Raw genomic sequence first — 12,435 nt, 5'->3', positions numbered from 1 at the left:
GGGGCTAGAAGCTGCGTTACTGACTAACGCAGTTTCTACCTGCTGCTTTAGCGCGATAGAGCGCTTGGTCTGCTTTATTGACCAAATCGGAACAGGTTTCATCGCACGCTAAGTCTTGAGTGGCTACACCAACACTTACGGTGAGCAATTTATTGTGGGGAGATCGCTCATGTTCGATGCCAAGCCGCTTAACATTGTCGAGAATACGTTTTGCCAAAGCTTCTGCGTCATCAGTGGTGGTGGCCGGCAGAATTATGGCGAACTCCTCACCTCCATAACGCGCTACTAGGTCGTCGGTACCAATACAGCTTTCAGATATTGTCAGGGCTACCTGTTGTAAAACATGGTCTCCGGCAACGTGACCATAGTTATCGTTGTATAATTTGAAAAAATCCACATCGATAAGAAGAAGCGATATTGATTCATTTCTTCGGCAGCTTTGCGACAGGTCTTTTTCTAGCGTTGTATTAAATAGTCGTCTGTTAGCGATTCCCGTTAACCCATCGATATTGGCAAGCTTCTGTAACTGCTTATTGGCCTCTACCAACTCTTGCTGCATGGCATAAATTGCCCTGCGGTTGTAAATATTTTGCAGAGTATTGCCCAGCATATCGCCTATTCTCTTTAGGTATTCTATGTCTGACGCACACCATGTATAAGGGCTTCCAATAATATCGCAGCCAATAAATCCATAGGGGTTACCGTCAACGGTTATTCTCATGCACAAAATTGAACAAATCCCCTCTTTTTGAAACTCCTCTCTCTCTGCAATCGCAGAGTCGGGGATGTCTTTTACATCGTCGACTTTAAACATACCCTCGTTAATGTGTTCCATCAAAAAAGGCATGTCACTGGTAGGCATATTCTGCAAGTCATCGATGTAAGGTGTAACGCCGGCAGCAACCCATTCATGGGTGTTCGACATTAATGAAAGTTCCTGACTAAATTCAAATAAATAACATCTGTCTACATCACAAAATTCGCCAAAAGCAGCCAAACTTTGGCCAATAATAACGTCTAGTTCGTCTGCACTTGCCTTAATCAACTTTGATGAAAACTTGGTCAGCAGCTGATTGAAAGTAATATGACGCTGAGCATGCGCTCCTTCCTCGCTCTCAGCCATTGCATAATGCGCATTGTTCTCTACATTGATAATGAGCCACTCGCCATCGCCATCGGCAATGACACTGCCAGTAATAAAACAATGCAATGAGCGAGCTGGAGTTTGAAGTCTTACCCAAGCGGTAGGAAAAGCCTCTTTCTCTATTTTTTCGAAGGGACACTGAGTATCGGTAAGCTGTGATTTGTTGATAGGGTCAAAAAAAGAAAAGTTGGGCACACCATTGAGTTGTTCGCTACTTATACCAAACAACTTTATAAACGCGTCATTTAAATGAAACTGCTCTTCACCTCGACGCTTGTACATAAGTGCAGTGGGCAGTTGCTGAAGCAATGCCAATCCTTTGATACTCTGCAAATAGAAAGCCCTTTAGTAAGTAATACGCTAACTTGGAACCATGGTCTTCTCTATTACTTTAGCAGAGCAAACTAGTAAGTGGATAATTTTTTATAAAACGGAAACTTGGGCAAATAAGATCAGTGCACGAAAAAGACGAAGTTATTCGTTTACAGACCGCGCTTTTGAAAAAGGCTGTAAAAGCAGCGATAGCACGCTGGCATTTTTTTTGGTAGGCGGCACATCACTTTGCCCAATAAGCAGATTTTCATCACTGTCGCTGGCTCGCGCTTTAAAGCTTCTGAATATTTTGTCCCACCATGAAACGCTAAAACCAAAATTTGAGTTAGATTCATCTTTTGCCTGACTGTGATGAATTCTATGCAGGCGCTGGGTAATAATGAACCAAGACAACTTGTCATCCCATTTTTGAGGAATTCGAATGTTAGCGTGGTTGAATAATGAAAAACCGTTTAGTGCTACTTCAAATATCACGATTGCCATTACCGGGGCCCCAAGTATTGCTACAGCTGCCGCTTTAACTGCTAAGCTAATGACAATTTCGATTGGGTGAAATCGCAACCCTGTAGTCGTGTCTACATGACTGTCTGCATGATGCATCTTGTGAACTTTCCACAGTATGGGAACGGTATGAAAAAGCCTGTGCTGCCAGTAAATGATGATGTCGAATAACACAACGCTGGTCGCTACAGCGACAAACACTGCAACAGCACTCTCGTTTGCCGAGACCATGTTGAAAAGGCCAACATTATTTGCACTCGCCCACAGCGAAATTCCGGCCAATGAGGCAGGTACTAGAAGACGAGAAACCACTGCGCCGAGAACAACCATGCTTAGGTTGCCAACCCACCTTTCTTTGCGCGCTAACACGGCTTTCCTCGCTGGGAGAAGTGCTTCCAACGTGGCCATGACAACAAAAATAGTCAAGAACACTGAAACTCTGATGATTGATTCGTTTTCCATCAAAGTATGCCTTCACATTTTGTTAGATTATTTAGTCTCATACGCTATGTATTTTTCTGTCGAAGTTCTTCGTTTTGCAAAGTCGTAAAACCACCCGCTACTCTTGTCACCACGGTGACAGCACACGCAGCGGCAAAACAATACGCAATAACAGCAAAATGCTGTGGCCATATACAAAACGCAAGGAAAACCAGAATAGTTTCTGTACCCTCAGTAAGCCCCTGCATATAGTAGAAACTTTTATTGGAAAATTGCGGGCGCTCAATTTGAAACTTTTCTGCGGCTACCGCGAAGGCTAAAAAGCTGCTGCCAGTACCAATGAATGTAGCCATAAGCAGCATGGCAGGGATGCCCCACTCTGCGGTGTTAGCAATACCAAAAGCAAGGGGAACCGCCGCATAAAAAAGAAAATCCAGACAGATATCCAAATACCCGCCCGCGCTACTGCTGCTTTTCTGATAACGAGCAAGCTCGCCATCAATTCCATCAAATATTCTATTTGCGATAATGCATGCCAGCGCAGCCATCCACCAGTTAAGAATTATTAAAGGCACCGCTAATAAACCTATCAAGAAACCCGCTACGGTAACGTGATTTGGCGTAATACAGCGTTTATCTAATGCTCGAACAATAGGCTTAAGGAGTGGTTTTATGAATGGGGTAACTTTGGCGTCTAACATGGCAATAACTCAAAGGTTTGTCCGCCAGCCGCTACAGCGTCGTCACTATCGTGAGTGACTAATAGAGCTGGAATTCCTCGACAGCGCAGCTGCTCAAGAGTCCACGTACGAATTTGATCCCGCAGCGCGGTATCAAGCTTGCTAAATGGCTCGTCGAGCAACACCGCTCGTGGCTCTGCAGCCAACGAACGCAACAAAGAAATGCGGGCTTGTTGTCCGCCAGAGAGTGTCGTTACCGCTCTATTTTGCATCCCTTCTAAACCTACGGCCTCGAGCATGTTCGATACCGACTCCCGCTTCTTACTTACCGAATATCTTTTGGTCTTAGGCATAGCAAAAATAATGTTTTGTTCTACCGTCATATGTTCAAACAAAAGCGCATCTTGAAACATAATGCCGATACCTCTTAAATGAGGCGGCTTATCGTCTATAGATTGATTATCTATCAGTATCTTTCCTGTCATAGAAAATGGTGTAGCAAGGTGACCGGCAATGGCTTGAAGCAGCGTCGACTTGCCCGAACCACTTGGGCCCATCACCGATAACACTTCCCCTTTATTAACAGTTGCGTCGAGAGAAAGCATAAGCGAGCCGTCTTTAAAAATATTGAGCTGCTTTAGATGAAGTGCCAATTAAGACCCCCTAAATGGTTGCGGTGAAGTGGTTTTATTATTGATTTGTACTTTCCGAGGCGTGAAAAGCACACCGGGCAACCACCATGCGAGTAAAAATCCGACAAGTGGCAATACAGCTTGAATAATGACATAGGCAGCACTAAGCCGCATACTGCTACCCGATGCTGCTGCAACAGCCTCAGTAGTCACTGTGGATATAGCGCCGCCGGTAGCAAGTAATGTCGGTAAATATTGACTAAAGCTAATGGCTAACCCCAAGGCAAATGCCACCATTATTGGTCCAGCCAACAGCGGCAATTTAATAGATAAGAAAACGCGTATAGGCGACTTTCCAAGGCTCTGCGCCACCATTGCGTAGCGACTATCTAGCTTACGATAGGCTATGGCCAGCGATAAGAACACATAAGGCATGACGTAAACGATATGTGCAATGTAGACGTGAAACCACACGGCATTTTTAAGCGCAATTTGTTGAAACCACACTAACCCATACAAAAACGCCACACCGGGTACAAGTAAAGGCAGAAATAAGGCAATATTCAACAGCGCTCCAGCGTTTGATTGGTAGGAATGTGCTTTATCAGGAGCTCGATTAAAAGAACCAAGCACCTCATTTTCTAATGCTAGTAGCACTAACACCAATGCAGTCAAGCTTACCATGCCTCCTAATATTAAAGTATTAATGATAGGTTCTAACGCCGCTTCAAGAACACTTTGCCAGTGAAGTACCGTTAACCCAGAGGGAAGCACTTGGGGGAAAGGCCAGTGTTGTGCAACAGAAAACAACACCAAATTAAAAAGCGTGCCCGCAACAAGCACGGCATAGCCAGCAACAACGAATAACGAAAGTAGTTTTAGCCCATCATCGCCAAAGGTTCGCTTTCCCGAAAGCCAACTGCGCTCACCTAACCAGGCTAAGATGTTCTCGATAAGTATTACTAACCCAATAGCAACGGCTGCAACGCCCACCTGCACAACTGCCGCGGCAGAAGCCATTAAGCGCATAGATAAATCGATGTGATTAAACCAATGCAGTACAGCTACCGCCAACGTACTTGGGTTATTGGGGCCAAGTATTAAAGGAATTTCTACGTTTGATACGGCAAAAACTAAAACAGCAAGCAGTGGAAGTCGAATTTGCGGGTACAGCACGGGTAAAATCAGTTTAAAAAAGACAGATATTGACGAGTAGCCAAGTGAAACACCCACATTGAAATACCCGTTTATTTTTTCTTTAATTAGCGGCTGAGACATAACACTAAGCGCCATAAGCAATATAAATGGCACTTCCTTTACTATCAAAGCCAGTACAATGCCCAAACCCAGTTCATCAAAGAGAAAATATGACTGACTTGAAGAGGGAATTGCATCAGAATCAAAGGTAAAGAGCCGAGCGAAAAAGCCCGATGGACTGAGTAAAAACAGAAGTGAAATGGACGCCGCAGCATGTGGTAGCACCAAAAACGGACTAAATAACCCCTGCAACCAAGACAACACTCTTGTGCGATAAAATACCGCTAACAGGCTAAACGCGCACAAGCATGCAATAAGCGTAGATGCCGCCCCAGTAGTTAAAGACAGCGCGATCATTTCTGCTGCATCATCGAGCGCAAACAATCGTGCAAACACATCCATACTTACTGCATTGGCACCAATGGCGGGAAAATACCCAAATGCGGGCAATACCACACCTACTACCCCGGCCAGTACCGGCACGGTTAGCAATATCAGTAGCAACCACCTTGCTAGTATTGTTACACGATAAAAGTAATTGCTATAACCTATCATCAGTAACGCGCACCATATCGTTCTTCCCAGGCCTGTCTAAGGGCATCTGTCCAGCTGGTATGCGGCTCTGCAAAGAGCAAAGTGGACTGGGTTTTATCCAATGCGGAGGGGTGCGATTGCGTAGTACTAAACAGTGCCTGTTCTGCTTGCGAGAGCTTAGACATCGCTAATACTGTGTCATCGCCCCACACCTGCACGCGCTGCTTTTTTGCCTGAGCTTCTGGCGACAAAAGAAAATTGACCACAGCTTTTGCCTCTGCTTTGTTGGCAGAATTAAACGTTAACCCAATAAAATGAACATTGGCCAAACTTCCGTCCGACATTGAATAGGTGCGGATATCTAATGGCAAGTCGAATCGTTCAACGGCACTTGGAATTTCAGCCGCAGTAAATGAAAACGCTAACGATAACTCGCCGCTGCCAACCATTCTTTGCAGCTTCGACGCTTGGCGCACAAAATATTCCCCCTTTTGCCATAAGTTAGGGTGTAACTGATCGAGGTACTGCCATAATGCGGGGGTAATTTGGCTCAGAGCCGATGGCGTTACCGGCGCATAAAAGAGTTCGCTTTGCGCTTGGTTTAGTGCAATAGCAACATACTTAACAAAACTTATACCCAGGTAATCTGTGGGTACCGGATAGGTGAAGCGTCCTGGGGCTTGTTGAGCGAACTGCATCAGCTCATGAATATTTTTCGGAACAGTGAGATTGAGCTTTTCAAGGTGCGTCTTACGATAATAAAACACCATCGACGCCTTGCCCCACGGAGCCTCCATTCCCTCGGTTGGCTCGCCAAAGTCAGTTATCATCGCGGGGTTATCTTCTGGATTGGTGAGGGCGAAATTATCGATATCGTTTACCCAATTTTGAACAAGCAGGCCGTGCTTTTTCATGGCCGCAAAGTTCTCGCCATTAATCCAAATTAAATCAACACTGCCATTAGAGTTATTTCCCGCCGCTTTTTCAGCAAGTACCCGAGAAACGGCATCACTGGTATCTGCCAACTTCACGTGCTGCAACCGAATACCGTATTTGCTTTCAACTTGTTGAGCTACCCATTGCAAATAGCTGTTTACCTGTGCACTACCTCCCCATGCGTGCAGTCGCACTACTGCCTCTGACATGGCATATCTACTGGTAAAAATACCTATAAATACCACTAAAGCGTAAAGGCACGTTTTTATGCGCATATTGATTGTATATTCACTGCAAAAGTCACTAATACACTCTCTTACCTATTTATTTAAGGTTTAACATCGTTCAGTGACCAGTCGTAATCAAGATAGTCCACTTCTACTTCACCGCTAGTTATAGCGTCAACTTGCGACTGATTTAAAGACATTGCTTCACGATATAAAACAATAAACTCTTTTACCGTTGATGTTCCTTTCCAATTTTTTTCGAAATCGCCTTCGTACCAAGTGAAAATTTTCGACAGGTAAAGGGTATTGCCTTTCATAGTGTTTCTAGTGCTGTCACCCAGAAAACGTTTGGTTTGATCTTCAAGTTGTTTATCAAGTTGCTCGCCAATATATGCCTCTTCCCGAAGTGCTGGGCAACCGACACTTGCGCAATTTACTGCAAAGTGAATTCGTGGCTCGCTGTATTTATTGTCACCCCGGATAAGGTTGTGCTCTATATCATCTAAAGAGCGCGACTTGCCTAAAAGCGGGGCTATGTCTTTTTTCCAAGGGGAAGAAAAGAAACCACCTAGGTCGCGAATAGAGTCAAGAGACGGGTACTCAGTAAGGATCAGGTTTATGGTGTAGGCGTTGTACGCGTTGATTAGAAAGGCAAGCTGAGTATTCTCATCCCAACTGCCAAAGGTTTTAGGCGGCACGGCAGCGAGTTGATTAAGATAATCGCTCAGTGCTTTCTGATCGCGCTTAAAACCTTCATAGTTAACTTGAGTACTGGCGCCGTCGTTTATAGTGACAACATGCTTGTTGAGCAACGAATTATATTTATCGTGCAATTTACTGTCGGCCAATGCCTGTACTGAAGTAACGGCGAGAATACCAATTAGTAACTTATATAGTGACTTATTTAGTAACTTACACCCTAAACGCAAAACGCTGCTTCTCGCGTTAATTAAGGCCGCAACATATACATTGCCGCAAACCCGTGTAATAAACGCACTCATTAATAAACTCTTCATTTTATTTACCATGGTTTTATTAGCCGCAAAAAATGTAGAAACCGGTATTAACCTCTGCGCCAAGTATGGAATTTTTCAACATAGCTAAGCAGCTTTTCTGGCGCATTCGCTCTTTTCCAGTTACCCGCTGCATACTTTGCTCCTTCAGCCCATGTTGGATACGTATGAATAGTGCCCAAGATTTTGTTAAGCCCTAAATCGTGCTTCATAGCTATAACGAACTCTGCCAATAAATCACCCGCGTGTTCAGATACTATGGTGACGCCCAGTATTTTATCTTTACCCGGCGGTGTTAGTACTTTAATAAACCCTTTGCGCGAACTCTCTGTTACCGCTCTGTCTAACTCAGCAAACTCGTAGCGGGTTACCTCTACATCAATATCTTGCTCACTGGCGTCCCTTTCACTTAGCCCTACTCGGGCTACTTCGGGGTCGACAAAGGTAGTCCAAGGGATCACGCTATAGTCCACTTTAAACTTTTTAAATGTGCCGAATAAAGCATTTACCGCGGCATACCACGCTTGATGAGCCGCCACGTGGGTGAACTGGTATGGACCAACGACGTCCCCCGCTGCAAAAATGTTGGGCATTAGCGTTTGTAGGTACTCATCGGTGTCTATGGTTTTATCAAACTGTATGCCTAGATTTTCTAAACCAAAGCCGTTAAGTCTCGCTTTGCGTCCCACTGCAATAATTACTTCGTCATAAGCGATGTCTATTTCGGTACCATTTTTGGCAACAACTAACACTTTTTCTACACCGCGCTTTTCAAAACGCAACGCATCATACTCAGTTAATACATTGACATCGCTGTCTTTCAACACAGACTCGACATATTCGGCCACATCGCTATCTTCGCGCCCCATTAAACTAGGTGCCTTTTCAACCTGAGTCACACGGCTTCCCAAACGGGCAAACGCCTGTGATAACTCACAGCCAATGGGCCCTCCGCCAAGGACGATTAGCCTTTTGGGGGCTTCATCTAGGTCAGCAAATTTTGTCCAAAGGGTGTCTGAGGTAACGTAACCACTTTCTTCAATACCCGGCAGTGGCGGCACAAAAGGTCGGGCCCCAGTGGCAACAACAATCGTCTTTGTCGTAAGACGCTGTGTTTCACCGTCATTGGTTTTTATTTCTACCGTCCACGGGTCGATGATAGTGGCATAGCCCTTTACTACGTCTACACCTAAATTAGTGTAACGTTCAACACTGTCGTTCGGGGCGATTGTGGCTATGATTTCATGTACCCGCTTAATCACGCGTTTAAACGACATGGTGGGTGTAACGCTATCTAGTCCGTAATTATCTGCATTGCGCATTTGGTGGGCCACTTTCGCAGTTTTTATTATGGCTTTACTTGGAACACAACCGTAATTAAGGCAGTCACCTCCCATTTCACCGGCTTCGACAAGGGTTACTTTGGCTTTCACTGCCGCGGCAATATAGCTGGTTACCAGACCACCAGCGCCAGCTCCAATCACCACAAGATTTCGATCGAAGCTAGAAGGTTTGGTGTAGCCTTTATAGACGCGGCGTCTATTTACAACAGCAACAATACCTTTAGCAATCCAAGGGAAGACGCCAAGCAAAACAAAAGATAAAAGCAACCCAGGCGATAAAATTCCGGAAAGGCTATCAATTTGTGCAAGCTGGGTACCAGCGTTAACATATACAATAGTGCCAGCAAGCATCCCTACCTGACTGACCCAATAGAATGTCCACGTTTTTAATGCGGTTAGCCCCATCAATAAGTTAATCAGGAAAAAAGGAAATACCGGTACTAACCTTAGGGTAAATAGATAAAAAGCCCCTTGCTTTTCAACGCCTTCATCAATTTTCTTGAGCTTTTCTTTAAACTTATTTCGCACCGTGTCACGAAGCACAAAACGGGCTACGAGAAAGGCTAGCGTTGCACCAATGCTTGACGCAAACGAGACAATAATAAGCCCCTGAAACAACCCAAAAAGTGCTCCGGCAGCCAGCGTAAGAATAGCGGCTCCCGGTAACGAAAGTGCCGTTACCGCTACATACACAGCAAAGAAAATAGCAATGCTGAGCACTGGGTTTTCTGCTATTTGTGTTTTAAACGTGTCTAACGACCCTTTCATTCCCTCAAGCGTTAAGTACGTGTTCAAATCGAAATAGAAAAAACCATAAGCAGCCGCAGCCATAAGCGCAAGCAGCGCAATTTTCTTAAACATCGTAATTCCTTATTTGCGCTTAAAACGCATATTGCATGGTGAACTGAACGTGACGGGGTACATTTGGCATCACGAGTGTTGCGCCAAAAAAGCCGCCTTCGAACAGTGGCTGCCAATTCTCTTGGTCGGTAACGTTAATTACGTCGGCACGTAATCTCAGCTGCTCGTTAATTTGATAATCTGCATTCAGATCGAGGGTGTATTGATCTCGAATTTTAACGGTTTGCAAAAAATCGAGTGGAAACGATTTTGTATAAAGTGCGCTAGCGCCAACGGCAAATTTGTCATTAACCTGCCAGCCTGCATTCATCGACACCATTTGTGGGGGGATTCCCTGCACCCGACTATCTGATGGTGCGAAAGCTGCAAATGAGGGAGAGCCAACGCCTGTGCCGTTGATAATATCTGGACGGCTGTTATCAAAGGCATCAATGACCTGTGCTGTACCCTGAAACGCGGCCGAGTTATCAAACCTTGCATCTAGATAGCTGTAAGCTGCATTTACCCAAACATCATCTAACTGATAGAACACTTGTAATTCCGCACCCTTTGTTTTAACGCCGCTGTTGCTGCCGTCCCGGTTGCGCAAGCTGCGGGTTTGATCAAACACAGAAGCCTCGGCATACCATGCCTCGCTTGGCGCATACTTCAAACCTATTTCGTACAACGTATTTTCTGTTGCAAAATTTTGTGGATCTATTTGATTGTTGCCACCAAGTGCCGTACCGCCAGCCATGCTGTTAGACGTGGCGTCGTTTTGCGAAACCGCGCCATAGGCATTTATCGCGTTTGTTAGTTTATACACAGCGCTAAATTGATAGCTGGTTAAGGTATCGCTGAAAGTATCCGAGGCAGCATCAACACCCTGTGGAGCCAATGGGTCTCGGGCTTCAACGTGGTAGTAGTCTAAGCGCAAACCTGCAATGGTGGTGAGCTTGTCGGTCCATGTAGACTGCTGCTGAACCGCCAAACCGGTTTGCCATGACGTCGAGTCGGTGGTATCAGATAAATTAAAATCACCAGCCCCGTCACCGTCTACATCGTATTGTGCACCGGGAGAAACAAATAGTCCGGGGCGCAATTGAACCAGTCTTGCTTTTTGTTCATCGGTAAGGGGAATAACACGGTTAGAAATAGGCCCAGTTAAATCAATTGGGTTGTCGGCTTCGGTGGTAAACTGGCTGTAACCGAGCACATCGTTGTATCGAATTGCCAGGCCAAACGTAGTGGTTTGCGTATCGGACCAAGCTACGTCAACTTCAGTTCTGTTTTCAAAAGTATCTGCACCATCAATGATTTCTACAAAACTATTTTGAGCAATTTCTTCACGCTCAAGATATTGGTAATACGACAGATTTCTAATAGCGATATTTTCGGCGTATTGATATTCAAGACCACTTCGAATAACCGTAGTTTTTGCACCGTTAATGTCGTTTGGGTTGGTAAATACTCTATTGCGAGGGATCACTACTTCGCCGGTTGGTGAAATAACGGCTCCGGCTCCAGGCACTGTGCTGCCGTTAGGCTGTGTGCCCTGCCCTGTAATATAAAGCCCTTCGTCGATAAGCGCTTGCGTGGGCCTATTTATACCCGCGTTGTCTGGATAGTCTGTGTCGTAATATTCCGCGCTTATATCCCACGTTAAGGCATCACTTGGTGTGTATCGGTAGGCAATAAACAAATTAACGCTGTCGCGTTCGGCAAAATCGTAAAAACTACCGTGGTCTAAATACTCTGCACTCACGCGAATACCGCTAACGCCCTCGTCAATGGCAGTGCTTACGTCTAGCTGCGCAGAATATTGATCCCAGCGACCAGCACGCAAGGTAGCCTTACCTCTTGTTTCGTCGGTAGATGCCACCTTGGTTTGTAAATTAACAAATCCGCCATTGCGCTGCGTACTGCCAAACAATACCGGCGATGGACCTTTCACCACGTCTACTTGCTCTACGCCATTAAATGACAGCGGCAGGCCAAAACCATTGTTCCCTGCCTGACGACGAATACCATCTTGAAAAAGCTCACCTAACTGGCCTCTAATACTTGGCAAACTTGGCGTACCAAAGCCACTGGATGCATAGGCATTAGGCGCAGCTTTTACAATGTCGTGTAAATCATCAATATTAAATCTTTCTAGTGCCTCACTAGACAAAGATGTTACAGAGCGAGGAGTGTCAGCCACAGACATGCCAGCACCAAAAATACCTTTTAGCTGATTATCGCCGGGATTTAAATTGCCTATTAACGATGCGTTTCCTTTAACCTCTACAACCTCTATGTCTTTTTCTTGCATATCTTGTTCTTGAGATTGTTGCCCATATACGCCCTGACTAACGGCTAACGCGAGGGCACTGATGGCGAGGTTTACTACAATTTTCATGTCTGTTTTCCGATGTTTTTATATTATGTGACAAGACCGATACGATATTAAAAAAATTTCAGAGCACATTTTCTTTTTTATTAGTTTTGAAATATTTACCCGCAAATACCGTTCTTCATTAGCCATACTTTTAATTTTATCCTTGGAGACCAT

The 12,435-nt window shown here is 45.0% G+C and carries 9 protein-coding genes; all 9 read right to left on the bottom strand.

Annotated features, from left to right (window positions below):
• Positions 1–16 precede the first annotated feature (16 nt).
• Positions 17–1,477 (bottom strand): diguanylate cyclase domain-containing protein, encoded by a 1,461-nt coding sequence (locus GTW09_RS12435; RefSeq protein WP_163112140.1) that lies wholly within the window; start codon positions 1,475–1,477, stop codon positions 17–19.
• Positions 1,478–1,618: 141 nt separating this feature from the next.
• Entirely contained in the window at positions 1,619–2,440 is an 822-nt protein-coding gene (locus tag GTW09_RS12430; protein ID WP_163112139.1) for a sterol desaturase family protein, read from the bottom strand.
• Positions 2,441–2,484: 44 nt separating this feature from the next.
• The gene (locus GTW09_RS12425; RefSeq protein ID WP_163112138.1) at positions 2,485–3,120 is read right to left on the bottom strand and encodes a CDP-alcohol phosphatidyltransferase family protein; all 636 of its coding nucleotides are present in this window, start codon (positions 3,118–3,120) and stop codon (positions 2,485–2,487) included.
• Complete coding sequence (locus GTW09_RS12420) at positions 3,114–3,752, bottom strand: ATP-binding cassette domain-containing protein (protein WP_420809554.1); 639 nt, start codon at positions 3,750–3,752, stop codon at positions 3,114–3,116. The genes GTW09_RS12425 and GTW09_RS12420 overlap by 7 nt, the downstream gene beginning before the upstream one ends.
• A complete protein-coding gene (locus tag GTW09_RS12415; RefSeq protein ID WP_163112137.1) occupies positions 3,753–5,543 on the bottom strand; it encodes an ABC transporter permease in 1,791 nt (596 codons plus the stop codon).
• Positions 5,543–6,667, bottom strand: coding sequence for an ABC transporter substrate-binding protein (locus tag GTW09_RS12410; RefSeq protein ID WP_239059378.1), 1,125 nt, complete (start codon positions 6,665–6,667; stop codon positions 5,543–5,545). Before GTW09_RS12410 ends, GTW09_RS12415 begins: the two co-directional genes overlap by 1 nt.
• A gap of 119 nt (positions 6,668–6,786) precedes the next feature.
• A complete protein-coding gene (locus tag GTW09_RS12405) occupies positions 6,787–7,701 on the bottom strand; it encodes a DUF547 domain-containing protein (RefSeq protein WP_239059377.1) in 915 nt (304 codons plus the stop codon).
• Between the two features lie 47 nt (positions 7,702–7,748).
• The gene (locus GTW09_RS12400; RefSeq protein WP_163112134.1) at positions 7,749–9,902 is read right to left on the bottom strand and encodes an FAD-dependent oxidoreductase; all 2,154 of its coding nucleotides are present in this window, start codon (positions 9,900–9,902) and stop codon (positions 7,749–7,751) included.
• 19 nt (positions 9,903–9,921) lie between these two features.
• Positions 9,922–12,282, bottom strand: a complete 2,361-nt coding sequence (locus tag GTW09_RS12395; RefSeq protein ID WP_163112133.1) for a TonB-dependent receptor — start codon at positions 12,280–12,282, stop codon at positions 9,922–9,924.
• Positions 12,283–12,435 lie beyond the last annotated feature (153 nt).

The sequence above is a fragment of the Alteromonas hispanica genome (genome assembly GCF_010500915.1).
In the GTDB taxonomy this organism is placed as follows: domain Bacteria; phylum Pseudomonadota; class Gammaproteobacteria; order Enterobacterales; family Alteromonadaceae; genus Alteromonas; species Alteromonas hispanica.
The sequence above is the reverse complement of the archived record's forward strand: the minus strand, read 5'-3'. Positions and strand labels throughout refer to the sequence as shown.

Coding starts and splice junctions, on each gene's coding strand:
- GTW09_RS12430 (WP_163112139.1), bottom strand. CDS start 2,440: ATGGAAAACGAATCAATCATCAGAGTTTCAGTGTTCTTGACTATTTTT.
- GTW09_RS12425 (WP_163112138.1), bottom strand. CDS start 3,120: ATGTTAGACGCCAAAGTTACCCCATTCATAAAACCACTCCTTAAGCCT.
- GTW09_RS12405 (WP_239059377.1), bottom strand. CDS start 7,701: ATGAAGAGTTTATTAATGAGTGCGTTTATTACACGGGTTTGCGGCAAT.
- GTW09_RS12410 (WP_239059378.1), bottom strand. CDS start 6,667: ATGTCAGAGGCAGTAGTGCGACTGCACGCATGGGGAGGTAGTGCACAG.
- GTW09_RS12415 (WP_163112137.1), bottom strand. CDS start 5,543: ATGATAGGTTATAGCAATTACTTTTATCGTGTAACAATACTAGCAAGG.
- GTW09_RS12395 (WP_163112133.1), bottom strand. CDS start 12,282: ATGAAAATTGTAGTAAACCTCGCCATCAGTGCCCTCGCGTTAGCCGTT.
- GTW09_RS12400 (WP_163112134.1), bottom strand. CDS start 9,902: ATGTTTAAGAAAATTGCGCTGCTTGCGCTTATGGCTGCGGCTGCTTAT.